Here is a 16,944-nt window from a genome sequence, read left to right as displayed (position 1 = left end):
TGGATGCTCTTCAGGTAGCGGCTGACGTCCATCTCCTGGAAGAGGGAGGCCCGGTCGTCCGAGCCGAGCTCGCGCACCGAGGCGTACGGGCCCTCGGGCAGCGCCTGCGCGTGCCCGGCCGTGGCGACCCGCCACAGGTGTCCGAGCGCGCGGCCGAGGGTGACGAGGGCCTGTCCGGCCGAGCGCGGGGTCTGCCCGAGCGCCCAGACGGCCCTGCCGAAGCGGTGGTTGTGCCGGTAGCGGTGGGCGATCCGGTCGGCGTCCCGGTACAGGGACTTCACCGGCCGCAGGACGTGCGGGGCGACCTCCAGCATCAGCATGCCGCCCTGGGTGTGGACCCGGACGAAGACCGTCGTGACGACCTCTTCGTCCCAGCCGCCGACGCGGACGCGCAGGAAGTGGCGGCGCGCCTCGCCGCCCTCCTCGACGGCGCCCGCGCGGTGCGCCTCGAACGCGGCGGCGCTGTACGGGGCGGTGGCCCGGTCCGGCAGCCCGTCGGCGGGCAGGAAGACGACCTCGTCGATCTCCAGCTCGCGCAGCCGGTCCCGGGAGGCCGCCCGGGCCACCGGCGAGCCGTGCGGGGACGGTTCGCGCAGGGCGGCGACGTACGGGACGACGTGGCGCAGCACCGCGCTGTTGTCGAGCGGTTCGGGCGCCGTGTCGCCGAGGTCCTCGCGGGGGCGCAGTTCGATGGAGAGCGACCACGGCTCGTACGCCTGGCCGGCGCCGCGGAACGGCCACTCGGTGTCGTACAGGACGAGGGGGGCGTGCTGCTCGGCGCGGATCCGGTCCCGCAGGCGGCGGAAGCGGGCTCCCTCGGCCTGCTCGGCGGGGTCGGAGCGCAGGTCGGCGAACCGGTCCCGGGAGAGTTCCTCGGTGAGCGCGCGGGCGAACTGGCCGCGCTGGGTGGCCACCGCCCAGGCGACGAGGAACGGCAGGGCGAGGGTGATCCACACCTCCAGCCTGCCGATGCTCCACAGCTCCGCGGGGGCCGCGCCGAACGCGGCGCCGAGTCCGAGGCCGAGGGAGCCGAGGAGTTCCCAGAGTTCCTCGGTCGCGTCGAAGAACTCGTAGCGGCCCTCGTCGCCGGTGAGGGCGAGGACGAGGAGGAGGACGGCGGACTGGGCGAGCGCCAGCCGCGCGTACCAGCGCAGGACGAGGGCGGGGAGGGCGCGGACGACGGGCGCCTGGGCGGCCCGGCCGCGGATCCAGCGGGCGAGGCCGAGGAGCAGGAGGGGCAGGACGAGGAGCAGCACCAGGCCCTTGGTGAGCGGGAAGGCGACGATCCAGAGGGCGAGGATGCCGGCGGCCCACGCGAGTTCGACGCGCCGGGCGCGCAGGGCGTGGGCGAGGACGCGGCTCGCGTCGTAGCCGAGGGAGGGCGCGGCGAAGCGCTCCTCGTGGACGTACAGCTGGTCGATGACGGCGTCCCGGAAGCCGTCGTCGAGGTAGGTGCCGGCGCAGAGCAGCCGGGTCGCCTCGCTGGTGGAGGGCGACCGCCGGGCGTCGGCGGCGGGCGGCGCGGTGCCGGGCCCGGGGGGCGGTGCGGGCGGTGGTGCGGAGGGCCCGGGTGGCCCGGGCGGCTGATGGGGAACGGAGGCCTGCGTCAAGACTCCCCCGATGTCGTGAACGGTGTGGTTCCCGGCCGGTGTTGGCCGGACCGGAGGGGACAGCATAGGGGAGGCCGGTGCCGGGTGTCGGCACGAAAAAAGCACCCCCGGCCGGATGGCCGGGGGTGCCGGGGCGGAGCGTGAGGGTCAGAGGAGACCCAGCTCGCGCACGGCGTCGCGCTCCTCGGCCAGCTCGGCGACGGAGGCGTCGATGCGCTCGCGGGAGAAGTCGTTGATCTCCAGGCCCTGGACGATCTCGTACTTGCCGTCCTTGCAGGTGACGGGGAAGGAGGAGATGAGGCCCTCGGGGACACCGTAGGAGCCGTCCGACGGGATGCCCATGGAGGTCCAGTCGCCCTCGGCGGTGCCGTTGACCCACGTGTGGACGTGGTCGATGGCGGCGTTGGCGGCGGAGGCGGCGGAGGACGCGCCCCGGGCCTCGATGATCGCGGCGCCGCGCTTGGCGACGGTCGGGATGAAGGTGTCGGCCACCCACGCCTGGTCGCCCACGACCTCGGCGGCGTTCTTGCCGGCGATCTCCGCGTGGAAGATGTCCGGGTACTGGGTGGCGGAGTGGTTGCCCCAGATGGTGAGGCGCTTGATGTCCTCGACGGAGGCGCCGGTCTTGGCGGCCAGCTGCGAGATCGCGCGGTTGTGGTCCAGGCGCGTCATGGCGGTGAAGCGCTCGGCCGGGACGTCCGGGGCGGCGGCCTGGGCGATCAGGGCGTTGGTGTTGGCCGGGTTGCCGACGACGAGGACCTTGATGTCGTCCGCGGCGTGGTCGTTGATGGCCTTGCCCTGCGGCTTGAAGATGCCGCCGTTGGCGGAGAGCAGGTCGCCGCGCTCCATGCCCTTGGTACGGGGGCGGGCGCCGACGAGCAGCGCGATGTTGGCGCCCTCGAAGCCCTGGTTCGGGTCGTCGAAGATGTCGATGCCCTTGAGCAGCGGGAACGCGCAGTCGTCGAGCTCCATGGCGGTGCCCTCGGCGGCCTTCACGCCCTGCGGGATCTCGAGGAGGCGCAGCTTGACCGGCACGTCCGCGCCGAGCAGGTGGCCGGAGGCGATGCGGAACAGCAGCGCGTAGCCGATCTGGCCGGCCGCGCCGGTCACGGTGACATTCACGGGAGTGCGGGTCATGGCGATCTCCGTAAGACAGCTGGCGGTGGGGGTCCCTGCCCCTGGTGTCGGACGGCTCTCTGATCGATCGGTGTCTCGATGTGAAGAGATATCCAGCGGTCAGGCTATCCGACCCGGGCCCTCCCGAACCCCCGCCCCCTTGTGGTGCGGCTCACTGCCACCCTTCCGCGTGGTGTCGGCGCGTCAGGCCCCGGGCCGCACCGGTGCGTCGGCCGGGCCGTCAGCCGGGGGTGCAGCCGGCGCGGCCGTCGGCGAGCGCGGCGCAGGCGCGGGCCTCCCCGCCCGCGGCGACCGGGACCATCGGGGTGTACGCGTCGGTGTCGGTGCCCGCCGGGAGCGTGGCGCGCCGGGTGACGCCCGCGGCCTCGACGGTGACGGTGTCCCCCGGCGCGGCGCCGCTGATGCGGGCCCAGGCGGCCCGGCAGGCGGCGCTGTGCCGGACCTCGACCTGCGCGCCGCCGACCGTGGTGCGCGCGACGGTGGTGGCGAGGGGGCCGCCGCAGCCCAGGGCCTCCGGGTCCTGCCCGGAGCAGCTCGGTCCCGCGCAGGTGGCTCCGGCGGGGAGCGGGGTGACGGCGGTGGGGGCCGGGGCGGTGGCGCGGGTGGGCGGCGCGGAGGCCGCCCGTCCGTCATCGGTGTCCCCGCCGCCGAGGTCGACGAGGAGCAGCGCGGCGGTGACGACGAGTCCCGCGCCGACGATCGCGGCGGCGTGGAGGAGCACTGCGCGGGAGCGGGTGAGGGGGGTACGGGCGGGGGGCCGGTCCCGGGGCGGTGGCACGGCGCCGGTGACGGGGGTACGGGGCGGGCCGCCGGCCGGGCGGGCGGTGCCGCCGCCGCTGCCGGGGGCCGGGGCGAGCGGGAGGTCCCCGTCGACGCGGCGGATCCGCAGGGTGCGGTCCTGGCCGCCGCCACCGGGGCCGTCCCCGCCGAGGCCGGCGCCGCCGTCGCCGCGGAAGGCCGGGGCTCCGTCAGGTGCCGCCGGGGCGGGGGCCCCTGGCGGGTGCGCGACGGGGGGCGCCGCCGCCGGGCGCGTACCCCCGTCGTCTCCCGTGGCCGGGCGCGTGCCCTCGCCGTTCTCCGCGTGCGGGCCGGTGCCCGGGGTGGCGCCGGTTCCCGCGCGCCGCCAGGCGCGCTCGGCGTGTTCGGCGTCCGCCGCGAGGGCGCCCGCGTCCGCGCCGGTCACGTCGGCGAGGGCCAGGACGGCGCTCCGGGGCACCGGGCGGTCGGCGCGGAGGTACGCCTCCCAGGTGGCCCGGTCGTGGCCGGTCCGTTCGGCGACGGCGAGGACCCCGAGGCCGCTGCGGTCGATCAGCCGCCGCATCCGCTCCGTGAACGCGCGGACCTCCGGGGCCAGTTCCTCCGGAAGCGGCTTCCAACCGGGCATGGGTGCTCCCCTCGTCGCCTGCCTCCCCGCAGGATGGCAGGTCCGGGGGCGCGGCGCGGCCGGTACGCAGGAGCCGCCCCGTCGGTCCCGGCGGCTCGGAAAATAGCGGAATGGTCACTTCCGTGCCACAGCGCGCCGACGGAGCTTGAAGCCGCTTGGCGAGTACATGACCCTTGATCACAGCCGTGCCCGCCCTCCCACGGGGGAGAGGGCGGGCACGGTCCGCGTACGACGCCCTACGTCACCGTCAGATGGAGGACGTCCTCCAGGAACGGGATCCGCAGCCAGGGTTCCGGCTGCACCATGAGCGCGAGCAGCACGATCAGGGTGCCGAGCACCCCGTACGTGAACATGTCGGTGAAGCGCGACCGGACGGCCAGCATCCCGACCGAGGGCAGCGCCCTGCGCAACCCGGCACCGGTGAGGAGCGCGCCTCCCACGAGGATCGCCCCCACCCGGAAGGAGTGCGGGAAGGGGTCGGTCCCCACCACGAGCAGCCCGAGCGCCGTCAGGCCGAGGACGGTGAGCAGCGGCCACTGCCGGGCCGGCGCCGGCGCGTCGCCCGAGGCCGCCCGTCCGCCGCCCTCCGGCCGCGAGGTGCCCTCGGTGACGACGGTCGGCTTCGGCCGCGTGAAGCCACCCCCGGAACCGCCGGCGGCGGCAGGACCGGAGGGGCCCGCGGGGGCGGCGGACGCCGGGGAGCCCTGCACCGGCTCCGCCGCTCCCTCCGGCGGTCCGTCCGGGGTCCCGGAAGATCCCGGGGTCCCGGAGGTCACGTCAGAGCGCCGCGGCCGCGCGCTCGGCGGCCTCGACGACGTTGACGAGGAGCTGCGCGCGGGTCATCGGGCCCACGCCGCCCGGGTTCGGGGAGATCCAGCCGGCCACCTCGGCGACACCGGGGTGCACATCGCCCATGATCTTGCCCTCGGCGTTGCGGGAGACGCCGACGTCGAGGACGGCCGCGCCCGGCTTCACGTCCTCGGGCTTGATCAGGTGCGGCACGCCCGCCGCCGCGACGATGATGTCCGCGTTGCGCAGGTGCGCCGCGAGGTCCCGGGTGCCGGTGTGGCACTGGGTCACCGTGGCGTTCTCGGAGCGGCGGGTGAGGAGCAGCGGCATCGGGCGCCCGATGGTGACGCCGCGGCCGACGACCACGACCTCCGCGCCGTTGATCTCGACGCCGTGGGCCCGCAGCAGGGTGATGACACCGTTCGGCGTGCAGGGCAGCGGCGCGGGCTCGTTGAGGACGAGCCGGCCGAGGTTGGTCGGGTGCAGGCCGTCCGCGTCCTTGGCCGGGTCCATCAGCTCCAGGATGCGGTTCTCGTCGATGCCCTTGGGGAGGGGGAGCTGGACGATGTAACCGGTGCAGGCGGGGTCCTCGTTGAGCTCCCGGACGACCGCCTCGATCTCCTCCTGGGTGGCGGTGGCGGGCAGCTGTCGCTGGATCGAGGCCAGGCCGACCTGCGCGCAGTCACGGTGCTTTCCGGCCACGTACTTCTGGCTGGCCGGGTCGTCGCCGACCAGGACGGTGCCGAGACCGGGCGTGATGCCCTTCTCCCTCAGGGCCGCCACACGGACGGTCAGATCGGACTTGATCGCGGCTGCGGTGGCCTTGCCATCGAGAATCTGGGCGCTCATGGGGCTCATCCTCCCGGATGAACCCCGCCCGTTTCCAATTCGCCCACCGTCCGGTGCCCGGGCCCCGTGGCGACAGGTTGCGCTTCCGTTGCACTTGCACAACTCCGCCGCCTATCGACTGGACAAAAAAGCGACGTTACGACGACGATGATCCGCGCAGTGCCGCGGAAAGTGCCGGGGGGAAACCGCTCATATTGCCGTGAATGTCCTCCGCGCGGGCCGCGTACGTCCCCGCAAGAAAACCTCACGGAGGAATCCCGCGATGAGCTTCGGCGAACCGAACAACCCCTACGGCCAGCCGCCGCAGGGACAGCAGCCCGGCTACGGCTACCCCCAGCAGGCCCCCCAGGGCGTCCCGCCGCAGCAGGGCTACGGCTACCCGGCCGCCCCGCCGGCCGCGCCGTACGGCGGCGGTTACCCGGGCGCGGTGATGGAGATGCCGGGCACCGTCAAGGCCGCGCGCGTGATGCTGTGGATCCTCGGCGTCATCCAGATACTCGGCGGCATCGCCATCATGGCGTTCGGCGGCTGGTTCGCCGACCAGCTCGCGGACTCCTCGTCCGAGTTCAACAACACGGACGGCGCGGCCGCCGCCGTCACGGGCGTGTTCGTCGTCTTCGGCATCATCGGCCTGGCCTTCGGCATCTGGGCGATCGTCATGGCCGCCAAGACGGCCAAGGGCGGCAACGGTCTGCGCATCGCCGCGATCGTCTACGGCTCCCTCGTGACGCTCGGCTGTGTCGTCAACCTGTTCGGCGGCAACGTCTTCGCGCTGATCGGCCTGGTCCTGGGCATCCTGGTCATCGTCTTCTTCGCGAAGTCCGACGCCTCGGCCTACTTCAACCGCAACAGGCACCAGTACTGATCCGGTCCCGATCCGGACAGCGGCGGGGGCCGGGTCCCCTGCGTACCCGAGGTACGCAGGGGACCCGGCCCCCGGTCGTTTCCGCCGCGGGGCAACGGGTCAGGCCCGCCTGAGCACCACGAACCCCTCCGAACGGTGCACGACCGCGTACCGCGCCTCCGGATGCAGTTGCGAAGCCAGTGCCACCGGGTCGGAGACCGGCTGTGACCAGCCCCGCAGGTCCAGGGCGAGGTAGTCGGGCGTGGCGCCCTTGGACGTACCGACCCAGTAGACGCGGTGGTCCGCCGTGAGGTGCGCGAGGAGGGGCACGTCGGCCTCCACGCTCGCCCCTTCCGGCACCGCCGCCACCGCGGCCCGCGCCTGCGCGACCCGGGCGTCCGTACGGTACGTCTCGGAACGCAGCAGCTCCCGCAGCGGCAGGTCCGCGGCCAGCACGAGCGCGGCCGCCGTGGCCACCGGGACGACGACCTTCCCGTACGAGACGAGCCAGGCGCGCGGCGAGGTGCGGACCGCGCGGGCGGCGTCCACGAGGGCCAGGAAGACGACCGGCATGAGGATGGCGCTGTAGTGCCAGTGCATGCCCCAGTGGTTGGCGTCCTGGGAGAGGAAGCGCCAGCCGAGGGTGGGCAGGACGAGCAGGATCAGCGGGGAGCGCAGGGCGAGGAAACCGGTGATCCCGAGCAGGAAGACGAGCATCTCCCAGCGCTCGCCGGAGGTCAGCGCGTCCACGACGACCTGCCCGAAGGAGGTCTCCGTGCCCTGCCCGGTCTTCTCGATCTTCGCCCAGTAGTCGTACTGGCCGGCCCGGCTCGCCGCCGGGATCAGGACGAGGACGGTCAGCGCGAAGGCCGCCGCGCCGAAGGCGGCCACGGCCGCCCCGAGCCGCTTGTGGCCCTTCACGAAGAGGACGACGCCGACCATGGAGACGGTCAGGCCCATGTCCTCCTTGACGAGGACGAGGGGCAGCGACCAGGCGACGGCCGCGGTCCACCGCCCCAGAATGAGGGCGCGGCAGGTGAGGGCGAGCATCGGGACCGCGAAGGCGATCTCGTGGAAGTCGGACTTGACCGCCTCCTGGAGGCCCCAGGAGAGCCCGTAGGCGACGGTGAGGGCGAGGCCGGCGGCCCGGCTGCCGAGGACCTGCTGCGCGGTGCGGCCCACGACGACGGCGGAGGCGGCGAACAGCGCGGCCTGCGCGAAGAGGAGCGAGACCGGCGAGGGCCAGATCCAGTACAGCGGCGCGAGGAGCGCCGTCACCGGACTGAAGTGGTCGCCGAGTATGTGGAAGCCGGGGCCCTTGATGTCGACGACCGGGGCCCGGAACTCGGCGTAGGCCCGGACGGACTGCCCGAAGATGCCGAGGTCCCAGGAGGGGGTGCGGAAGTGGCTGTACTGCACCCAGGAGTAGAGGAAGTACAGGCCGCAGAGCACGGCCGCGACGATCAGGTACGGGCGGAGCGGCGCCGGGGACGGCTCCGGGTCCGGGGGGCGCGCGTCGGCGGTGTCCGCAGCGGGCCTGTTCAGTACGTCCAACACCACGTCCCCCAGTACCGGCGGCCGACGAAAGAGCATCCCATTAGACCAGAATCCGCCTGCCGGGCCCGTTCGGCCCGGCGGGGGCCGGTGGGGCTCCCCGGGACGGGAAGGACCCTGCGGCCGGGGCCCGGGTCACCCGTGGCGGGTGACCCGGGGGGCGGTGGGCGCTCAGTGGAAGAAGTGGCGGGCGCCGGTGAAGTACATGGTCACCCCGGCCTTCTTCGCGGCCTCGACGACCAGCTCGTCACGGACCGAGCCGCCGGGCTGGACGACCGCCTTCACACCGGCGGCGGTGAGGATCTCCAGGCCGTCGGGGAAGGGGAAGAAGGCGTCGGAGGCGGCGTACGAGCCGCGCGCCCGCTCCTCACCCGCCCGCTCGACCGCGAGCTTCGCGGAGTCGACGCGGTTGACCTGCCCCATGCCGACGCCCACCGAGGCCCCGTCCTTGGCGAGCAGGATGGCGTTGGACTTCACCGCGCGGCAGGCCTTCCAGGCGAAGGCGAGCTCGGCCAGCTCGTCGGCGGAGAGCGCGTCTCCGGCGGCGAGGGTCCAGTGGGCGGGGTCGTCGCCCTCGGCCTGGAGGCGGTCGGCCACCTGGAGGAGGGCGCCGCCGTCGATCGGCTTGACCTCGACCGGGTTGGCCGGGGCGCCCTCGGCCCGCAGCACGCGGATGTTCTTCTTCTTGGCGAGGATCTCGACGGCGCCGTCCTCGTAGCCGGGGGCGACGATGACCTCGGTGAAGATCTCGGCCACCTGCTCGGCCATCTCGACCGAGACGGGACGGTTGACGGCGATGACGCCGCCGAAGGCGGACAGCGGGTCGCAGGCGTGGGCCTTGCGGTGGGCCTCGGCGACGTCGGCGCCGATCGCGATGCCGCACGGGTTCGCGTGCTTGATGATCGCGACGCAGGGCTCGGCGTGGTCGTACGCGGCCCGGCGCGCGGCGTCGGTGTCCGTGAAGTTGTTGTACGACATCTCCTTGCCGTGCAGCTGCTCGGCCTCGGCGAGGCCGCCCGTGCCGTCGACGTAGAGCGCGGCGCCCTGGTGCGGGTTCTCGCCGTAGCGCAGGACGTTCTTCCGGACGAAGGTGGCGCCCAGGAAGTCGGGGAAGCCCGAGTCGTCGGCGGCGCCCGCGGTGTAACCGCCGTTGGACTCCGTGTCGGCGAACCAGGAGGCCACGGCGACGTCGTAGGCGGCCGTGTGCTGGAAGGCCTCGGCGGCGAGCCGCTTGCGGGCGGTCAGGTCGAAGCCGCCCGTCCGGACGGCGGCGAGGACGTCGCCGTACCGCTCGGGGCTGGTGACGATGGCCACCGACGGGTGGTTCTTGGCGGCGGCGCGGACCATCGACGGGCCGCCGATGTCGATCTGCTCGACGCACTCGTCCGGGGTGGCGCCGGAGGCGACCGTCTCACGGAACGGGTAGAGGTTCACGACGACCAGGTCGAAGGGCTCGACGCCCAGCTCGGCGAGCTGCTCGCGGTGCGACTCCAGGCGCAGGTCGGCGAGGATGCCGGCGTGCACGCGCGGGTGGAGGGTCTTGACGCGGCCGTCGAGGCACTCGGGGAAGCCGGTGAGCTCCTCGACCTTGGTGACCGGGACGCCGGCGGCGGCGATCCTCCCGGCGGTGGAACCCGTGGAGACGAGCTCGACACCGGCCTCGTGCAGGCCCCGGGCCAGCTCCTCCAGCCCCGTCTTGTCGTAGACGCTGACCAGCGCGCGGCGGATGGGCTTAACGGTGTCCGTGTTCACCGACATGAACCTTTCGTCCCTCAATGCGGTAGCCGTGCCGGGCGAGACGCCCCACGACGTCGACGAGCAGCGAGCGCTCGACTTCCTTGATGCGCTCGTGCAGAGCGGCTTCATCGTCCTCGTCCCGCACCTCGACCACGCCCTGGGCGATGATCGGGCCGGTGTCGACACCGTCGTCGACGAAGTGGACGGTGCATCCGGTGACCTTCGCCCCGTAGGCGAGGGCGTCGCGCACCCCGTGGGCACCGGGAAAACTGGGGAGCAGGGCCGGGTGCGTGTTGACGAACCGGCCGCCGAAGCGGGCGAGGAACTCCTTGCCGACGATCTTCATGAAGCCGGCCGAGACGACGAGGTCCGGCTCGTACGCGGCGGTGGCCTCGGCCAGGGCGTGATCCCACTCCTCGCGGGTCGCGTGGTCCCTCACCCGGCAGACGAAGGTGGGCAGCCCGGCGCGCTCGGCCCGCTCCAGACCGGCGATGGAGTCGCGGTCGGCGCCCACGGCGACGACCTCCGCGCCGTACCCCTCGGGGTCGGCGGCGATGGCGTCGAGCAGGGCCTGGAGGTTCGTGCCGGAGCCGGAGACCAGGACGACGAGACGGGCGGCAGCCACAGGAGACACTCTTTCCGTGGTGTTTGTGCGGTCGTACGAACGAATCGTGCCCCTCGATACGGGGAACCCTACGAATGGCTCGACCGTCAGCAACGATACCGGCACACCGGACGGCCCCCACGGGACGGGGGCGGAGCAGGGCGGTAGCGTCAGGGTCCACGCCAGCAGTCAGGCGGGCCGACCGCGGGTGCGGCCGCGGTCACGACGACGGTCACGACGACAGAGGGAAGACGTCCAGCACATGCCGGATCGCCAGTCCACGAACGACAACAACCCGTTCGCGCCGCCGCCCGAGGGCCGGCCGGATCAGCCGTGGCAGCCGCGGCGACCGGAGGGCTCGGGCGACGACGCGTCCGGGGCCTCGGGGCCGTCGGACGCGCAGGGCCCCCAGGGCTCGGCCGACGGGCGCTGGAGCCCCCGTCAGCCGGGCCGTTCGACGGACGGCTTCGGCCGGAGGCCGGACCGCCAGGGCGGCGGTGGGCAGGGCCAGGAGCCGGGGCGGCCGGCCCTGCGCTGGGATCCCACGGACCCGGCCCAGCGGCGTGCGCGGTACGCGGTTCTCGCGGGCATGTGGGCCTTCTTCTTCGCGATCTTCGACATCCGGGAACTGGCGCTGCTGCTCGGCGCGCTCGGGGTCTACTGGGCGGTCAGCGCGCTGCGCGCGAAGCCGGCGAAGCCCGCGCAGCCCCCGGTGCCGGAGGCGGAGGTGTCGCCGACGTCACAGCCCCCGTCCCAGCCCTCGGGACCGGCCGCCCCCGCGACGCCGCTCCGCTCCCTGCGCACGGCGGCGATCAGCGGCCTGGTGGCCGCGAGCGTCGCCCTGATGATCGTCGCGGTCGGCTTCACCATGCAGCTCGTCTACCGCGACTTCTACGAGTGCCGCGACGACGCCCTCACCCACGCGGGCCAGCTCTCCTGCAACAACCACCTCCCGAAGCCCCTCCGCGACGGTTTCGGCGTCCGCGAGTAACCCCGCGGGGGGCCGGGGGCGGAGAAGACGCCCCGCCACGCGTACGGGCTCACCGCCACGACGGGCCCCGTGGCGGCCGACGCCGCCACGCCCGGCGCCGTCGTGGGCACACGCCCGCCAAAGGCGGAAGGGGTGGGCACCCCACCCCTTCCGGACGGCACCCGCCCCCGCCCCCACCAGAACGCGCCCCCCTCCGCTACGCCGGCGTCCCGCCCCCCGGCGCCGGACCCGCGCCGGGGTCTGGCCCCTCGCCCGGGCCGGGGGCGGGGGCGGGGGCGGGGGATTCCCAGGCCGCCGGCAGGAAGTCGTACGGCTCGTAGCCCGCGTCGTCCGGCCCGCCCAGGCGGCCGTCCAGCTCGTCGAGGTCCTCGAAGCCCGTGGACGCCCCGGCGACCGGCGCCAGGACCGGTACGGCCGGTACGGCCGGCGGGGCGGGCACGACCGGCGCCGCCCCCACGCCCGTATCCCGAAGGCCCCGCCGTCCCCACGCCCGTACCCCGCACGCCACCGGCACCCCCCCGACCGCGCCCCACAGCACCGCCGCCGCTCCCGTCCGCCATCCCACGGGGCCGAAATCGGAGAGGCGGCCGGAGCCGATCGGGCCCCCGGAGGCGGCGGCGAGGGCGGTCAGCGCCGCGCCCGTGACCCAGGCCGCGCCGAGGGCCGTCAGGACGGTCTCGAGGGCCGCCGACTCCCGCCCGGCCCGGCCGGCGTACCAGCCCTGGACCGCCGCCGCGACGAGCGGCACCGCGGCGGCCGACCAGTGCGGCCACGTCCCGCGCGCGTCCGCCGGCAGGGCCGCCAGGAGCGGAAAGGGCGGCAGGGCGGGGTCCCCGGCGAGTCCGAGGGGCGTGGCCAGGGCGCCCGTACCGAGTGCGAAGCCGGGCCCGAGCCCGTACGCCGCACCCCACACCGCCGCGTTCGGCAGCAGCGCCAGGACGAGCAGCAGCACCGCCGCCCGGCCCGACCACTCCCCCGCGAGGGCGAGGTACGCGGCGCGGGCCGCGCCCGCGTGCCAGACCAGGGAGACGCCCACGAGCACCGCCCCGCCGCCGAGGAGGGTGGTGAGCCCGAGCCCGGCGGCCCGCAGGGCGACCGCCGCCTCACGCCGCCCGGGCAAGGGGCGGCCGAGCGCCGTCCAGACACCCGCGCCCGCCGCGGCCACGACGACGGCCGGCAGCCACAGTCCGGCCGCGACCAGGTCGGCCGGCAGCGGCCCGCTGGCGCTGTAGACCACGACGGCGGCGCCGACGAGGAGGTAGCCACCGCTGACGGCGCCCACCGCGCCGCCCGGGGTGGGGCGGGGCCGGGTCGGGTCGGCCGGGTCCAGGGTGTCGCGGGCGGTCCGGTGGACCAGCCAGGCGGGCAGGGCGACGAGGAGCAGCGGGGCGGCGCCGAGAGGGGCGGGCAGGCCGGACAGCGTGTCCGTACGGATCAGCTCGACGCCGTGGGCGAGCAGCCACAGGCCGGCGGCGACGTGCAGCGCGCCGCCGGCTCCGCTGTCGGGGAAGGGGGAGCTGATCCAGGCCGCGATCACCAGGACGGCGAGGGCGCCGAGGCCGAGGCCCGCGGCGACGGCGCCACGGACGCAGGCGGTGGCGAACGCGGTGGAACGGCCGCCCTGGACCAGGGGGTGCTCGGTCACGTGGGTCACGGCCCCATGCTGCCAACGACACGCGCTTTTGCGGCGTAACAGGCAAACATCGGTTGTGTCGCTCAATATACGTTTATGTACTTTTCCGCCCAGAGGAGCTCTGCGGGAGGTCGACGCCGATGAGCCGGAGCACCACCGAGTCCGCATCCGCCGTCAGTCTTCCGACCCCCAAGGAGCGACGCCGGCTCCGTGAGGCCCTCGCGCTGAGCGAGGAGCAGGTCGCCGAGGCCGTGGGCGTCACCAAGGCCACGGTGAAGGCGTGGGAGACCGGGCGCTCCGCACCGCGGGGGCGCAAGCGCGAGGCGTACGCGAAACTGCTCGCCACGGCGGAGCACGCGGACCCCCCGGCCGACGGCACGTCCGTCGCCGGCACGTCCGTCGCCGGCGCCCCGCCCACGAGCACGCCCGCCCCCGCCCCCGCCGCCGGCGTCCGGCCCAGGGCCACCGCCAAGCGGGCCACCAAGCCGCCGAAGGCGCCGTCACCCTCCCCCGCCACCGCCCAGGGACCGGCCCGCCGGCCGGGCGCCTGGCGGCCCCAGGACCAGGAGCGCCTGAAACGCACCGCCGCCCCGGCGGAACCCGGCGACCGCGCCACCGGCCCCGTCCCCGGGGCCGGACCGGACGAAGCACCGCGCTCCGCGGGGACGACGGCCCCCGCCCTCACGCCCGAGGAGGCCTTCGACGCGCTGTACGCCTACGCCGCGCCCGGCCTCGTCCACCAGGCCTATCTCCTCACCGGGCGCCGGGAACTCTCCCGCGAGGCCGTCGAGCACGCCTTCCGCCAGGCCTGGGAGCGGTGGCCCGAGGTGGCCGTCGACGCCGACCCGGTCGGCTGGGTGCGGGCGGCGGCCCACGAGTACGCGCTCTCCCCCTGGCACCGGCTGCGCCGCGCCCACAAGCACCCCGACGCCCCGCCGACCGAGGCCCGGCGCCACGCCCTGCTCGCGGCGCTGCTGGAGCTGCCTCCGCCGTACCGCCGGACCGTCCTGCTCTACGACGGGCTCGGCCTCGACCTGCCGGACACGGCGGCCGAGACCGAGGCGAGCACCCCGGCCGCCGCCAACCGGCTGCTGCACGCCCGCGCGGTCATTGCCGACCGGGTGCCGGAGCTGGCCGAACCGGAGGCGCTGCAGGAACGCCTGGGCACCCTGGTCGCGGAGGCGCCGACGGCGACCCTCCCGGCGGCCCGCGCGGTCCGCACGGGCGGCGAACGGCGGATCCGGCGCTGGACGCGGGCCGTGATCGGCATGACGGCGGTGCTCATCGGCGTCACGGCCGTCACCGCGGCCACCGCGCCGACCCGGTACATCCCCGTCAACGCGCCCGGCCAGTCCGTCGGAGGGGTGCCGCTGCGGGGCGGCCCGCAGCAGCTGGACCCGGAGGACGTCGAACTGCGCGACATGCTCAGGTCCCGGCCGCATCCGGGTCCCGAGCGGCTCGTCCCGTACGCCGGGTAGACCACGCGGCTCGTCCCGTGGGCCCGGTGGCCCCCCGCCCCACGTGCGAGAGGGCCCCGCCCCCACCCGTCTCCGGGTGGGCGCGGGGCCCTCTCACTGTGCGGCGGTGGAAGCTCAGCCGGCGAGAATCGCGCGCGCCAGCTTGGCCGTCTCGGTCGGGGTCTTGCCGACCTTGACGCCCGCGGCCTCCAGGGCCTCCTTCTTCGCCTGGGCGGTGCCCGAGGAGCCGGAGACGATGGCGCCGGCGTGGCCCATGGTCTTGCCCTCGGGCGCGGTGAAGCCCGCGACGTAGCCGACGACCGGCTTGGTGACGTTGGCCTTGATGAAGTCGGCCGCGCGCTCCTCGGCGTCGCCGCCGATCTCACCGATCATGACGATCAGGTCGGTGTCCGGGTCGGCCTCGAAGGCCGCCAGGGCGTCGATGTGCGTGGTGCCGATGACCGGGTCGCCACCGATGCCGACGGCGGACGAGAAGCCGATGTCACGGAGCTCGTACATCATCTGGTACGTCAGCGTGCCGGACTTCGAGACCAGGCCGATGCGGCCCGGCTTCGTGATGTCGCCCGGGATGATGCCGGCGTTGGACTGGCCCGGGGTGATGAGACCGGGGCAGTTCGGGCCGATGATCCGGGTCTTGTTGCCCTTCTCCACGGCGTACGCGTAGAACGCGGCGGAGTCGTGGACCGCGATGCCCTCGGTGATGACGACGGCGAGCGGGATCTCGGCGTCGATCGCCTCGACGACGGCGGCCTTGGCGAAGGCCGGCGGCACGAAGAGGACGGACACGTTGGCGCCGGTCTCCTTCATGGCCTCGGCGACGGACCCGAAGACCGGGACCTCGGTGCCGTCGAAGTCGACCTTGGTGCCGGCCTTGCGCGGGTTCACGCCGCCGACGATGTTGGTGCCGTCACCCAGCATGAGCTTGGTGTGCTTCATGCCCGTGGCACCGGTCATGCCCTGGACGATGACCTTGCTGTCCTTGTTGAGGAAGATAGCCATGGCTGTGGTTTCCCCTGTCCCTTACTTCGCAGCCGCGAGCTCGGCGGCCTTGTCGGCCGCGCCGTCCATGGTGTCCACGCGCTGCACGAGCGGGTGGTTGGCGTCGGACAGGATCTTGCGACCCAGCTCCGCGTTGTTGCCGTCGAGGCGCACGACCAGCGGCTTGGTGACCTCCTCGCCCTTGGAGGCGAGGAGCTCCAGGGCCTGGACGATGCCGTTGGCGACCTCGTCACAGGCGGTGATGCCGCCGAAGACGTTGACGAAGACGGACTTGACGTCCGGGTCGCCCAGGATGATCTCCAGGCCGTTCGCCATGACCTCGGCGGAGGCGCCGCCACCGATGTCGAGGAAGTTGGCCGGCTTCACGCCGCCGTGGTTCTCACCGGCGTACGCGACGACGTCCAGCGTCGACATGACCAGGCCGGCGCCGTTGCCGATGATGCCGACCTCGCCGTCGAGCTTGACGTAGTTGAGGCCCTTGGCCTTGGCGGCAGCCTCGAGCGGGTTGGCTGCGGCCTTGTCCTCGAGCGCCTCGTGCTCCGGCTGGCGGAAGTCGGCGTTGGCGTCCAGGGACACCTTGCCGTCGAGGGCGATGATGTCGCCGGAGGCGACCTTGGCCAGCGGGTTGACCTCGACGAGGAGCGCGTCCTCGGCCACGAAGGTCTTCCACAGGGTCACGAGGACCTCGGCGACCTTCTCGGCGACGTCGGCCGGGAACTTGGCCTGGGCGACGATCTCGCGGGCCTTCTCGATGTCGACGCCGTTGTTGGCGTCCACCGGGACCTTGGCGAGCTTCTCGGGGGTCGTCGCGGCGACCTCCTCGATGTCCATGCCGCCGGCGACCGAGGCCATGGCCAGGAAGGTGCGGTTGGTGCGGTCGAGGAGGTACGAGACGTAGTACTCCTCGAGGATTTCCGGAGCGGTCTCCGCGATCATCACCTTGTGGACCGTGTGGCCCTTGATGTCCATCCCGAGGATGTCCGTCGCGCGGGCGACGGCCTCGTCCGGGGTGGCGGCCAGCTTGACGCCGCCGGCCTTGCCGCGGCCGCCGACCTTCACCTGCGCCTTGACGACCGACTTGCCGCCAAGACGCTCGGTGGCCTCGCGCGCCGCCTCAGGCGTGTCGATGACTTCACCGGCCAGCACCGGTACACCGTGCTTGGCGAAGAGGTCCCTCGCCTGGTACTCGAACAGGTCCACGCGCGTCCGTCCCTTTTCTGATGATCGCGGTTCGTTGTCTGCGTGGGCGTGCCGCGAAGGGCAACGTGACTGCGCTGTCACAAGGGAGGCGTGCACGGAGTCCGTGGACGCGGCATGTCCGTCTCGCAGGTTATC

General features: G+C 74.1%; 14 protein-coding genes. 3 read left to right on the top strand and 11 right to left on the bottom strand.

Annotated features, from left to right (window positions below; all coding sequences use genetic code 11):
- The 5 genes from RIF68_RS07640 to RIF68_RS07620 form a co-directional block, all read right to left on the bottom strand.
- Nucleotides 1–1,610 (bottom strand): hypothetical protein (locus RIF68_RS07640; protein ID WP_309050377.1); only part of this gene is annotated, 1,610 nt, incomplete at its 3' end.
- A 147-nt stretch (nucleotides 1,611–1,757) separates the two neighbouring features.
- Complete coding sequence (locus tag RIF68_RS07635; RefSeq protein ID WP_309050376.1) at nucleotides 1,758–2,747, bottom strand: malate dehydrogenase; 990 nt, start codon at nucleotides 2,745–2,747, stop codon at nucleotides 1,758–1,760.
- Nucleotides 2,748–2,967: 220 nt separating this feature from the next.
- Nucleotides 2,968–4,131: a DUF2690 domain-containing protein gene (locus tag RIF68_RS07630; RefSeq protein WP_309050375.1), complete on the bottom strand. Its 1,164-nt coding sequence runs from the start codon at nucleotides 4,129–4,131 to the stop codon at nucleotides 2,968–2,970.
- Between the two features lie 236 nt (nucleotides 4,132–4,367).
- Nucleotides 4,368–4,841, bottom strand: a complete 474-nt coding sequence (locus RIF68_RS07625) for a DUF3017 domain-containing protein (protein WP_375165073.1) — start codon at nucleotides 4,839–4,841, stop codon at nucleotides 4,368–4,370.
- A 67-nt stretch (nucleotides 4,842–4,908) separates the two neighbouring features.
- Nucleotides 4,909–5,769: a bifunctional methylenetetrahydrofolate dehydrogenase/methenyltetrahydrofolate cyclohydrolase gene (locus tag RIF68_RS07620; protein ID WP_309050373.1), complete on the bottom strand. Its 861-nt coding sequence runs from the start codon at nucleotides 5,767–5,769 to the stop codon at nucleotides 4,909–4,911.
- Nucleotides 5,770–6,031: 262 nt separating this feature from the next.
- Between RIF68_RS07620 and RIF68_RS07615 the strand changes: the two genes are divergently transcribed.
- Nucleotides 6,032–6,634 (top strand): hypothetical protein, encoded by a 603-nt coding sequence (locus tag RIF68_RS07615; RefSeq protein WP_309050372.1) that lies wholly within the window; start codon nucleotides 6,032–6,034, stop codon nucleotides 6,632–6,634.
- Nucleotides 6,635–6,733: 99 nt separating this feature from the next.
- On the opposite strand, the gene RIF68_RS07610 is transcribed toward RIF68_RS07615, so the two are convergent.
- The 3 genes from RIF68_RS07610 to purN form a co-directional block, all read right to left on the bottom strand.
- A complete protein-coding gene (locus tag RIF68_RS07610; RefSeq protein ID WP_375165072.1) occupies nucleotides 6,734–8,206 on the bottom strand; it encodes a DUF2079 domain-containing protein in 1,473 nt (490 codons plus the stop codon).
- Between the two features lie 132 nt (nucleotides 8,207–8,338).
- A complete protein-coding gene (purH, locus tag RIF68_RS07605) occupies nucleotides 8,339–9,925 on the bottom strand; it encodes a bifunctional phosphoribosylaminoimidazolecarboxamide formyltransferase/IMP cyclohydrolase (RefSeq protein ID WP_309050371.1) in 1,587 nt (528 codons plus the stop codon).
- Nucleotides 9,900–10,529 carry a phosphoribosylglycinamide formyltransferase gene (gene purN, locus RIF68_RS07600; RefSeq protein ID WP_309050370.1) on the bottom strand — a complete coding sequence of 210 codons (630 nt, stop codon included), beginning with the start codon at nucleotides 10,527–10,529 and terminating at the stop codon, nucleotides 9,900–9,902. The genes purH and purN overlap by 26 nt, the downstream gene beginning before the upstream one ends.
- Before the next feature lie 241 nt (nucleotides 10,530–10,770).
- Between purN and RIF68_RS07595 the strand changes: the two genes are divergently transcribed.
- Nucleotides 10,771–11,499 (top strand): hypothetical protein, encoded by a 729-nt coding sequence (locus RIF68_RS07595; protein WP_309050369.1) that lies wholly within the window; start codon nucleotides 10,771–10,773, stop codon nucleotides 11,497–11,499.
- A 196-nt stretch (nucleotides 11,500–11,695) separates the two neighbouring features.
- Here RIF68_RS07595 and RIF68_RS07590 read toward each other — a convergent pair whose 3' ends face one another.
- Entirely contained in the window at nucleotides 11,696–13,153 is a 1,458-nt protein-coding gene (locus tag RIF68_RS07590; protein ID WP_309050368.1) for a DUF6350 family protein, read from the bottom strand.
- Between the two features lie 119 nt (nucleotides 13,154–13,272).
- On the opposite strand from RIF68_RS07590, the gene RIF68_RS07585 reads away from it, so the two are divergent.
- Nucleotides 13,273–14,610 carry a sigma factor-like helix-turn-helix DNA-binding protein gene (locus RIF68_RS07585; protein WP_309050367.1) on the top strand — a complete coding sequence of 446 codons (1,338 nt, stop codon included), beginning with the start codon at nucleotides 13,273–13,275 and terminating at the stop codon, nucleotides 14,608–14,610.
- A gap of 114 nt (nucleotides 14,611–14,724) precedes the next feature.
- On the opposite strand, the gene sucD is transcribed toward RIF68_RS07585, so the two are convergent.
- Both sucD and sucC read right to left on the bottom strand, forming a co-directional pair.
- The gene (sucD, locus tag RIF68_RS07580; protein WP_309050366.1) at nucleotides 14,725–15,609 is read right to left on the bottom strand and encodes a succinate--CoA ligase subunit alpha; all 885 of its coding nucleotides are present in this window, start codon (nucleotides 15,607–15,609) and stop codon (nucleotides 14,725–14,727) included.
- 21 nt (nucleotides 15,610–15,630) lie between these two features.
- Complete coding sequence (sucC, locus tag RIF68_RS07575; RefSeq protein WP_309050365.1) at nucleotides 15,631–16,809, bottom strand: ADP-forming succinate--CoA ligase subunit beta; 1,179 nt, start codon at nucleotides 16,807–16,809, stop codon at nucleotides 15,631–15,633.
- Nucleotides 16,810–16,944: the final 135 nt, after the last annotated feature.

Source organism: Streptomyces sp. (genome assembly GCF_031178505.1).
GTDB lineage: Bacteria > Actinomycetota > Actinomycetes > Streptomycetales > Streptomycetaceae > Streptomyces > Streptomyces gulbargensis.
This window is presented reverse-complemented; position numbering and strand designations above follow the sequence as displayed.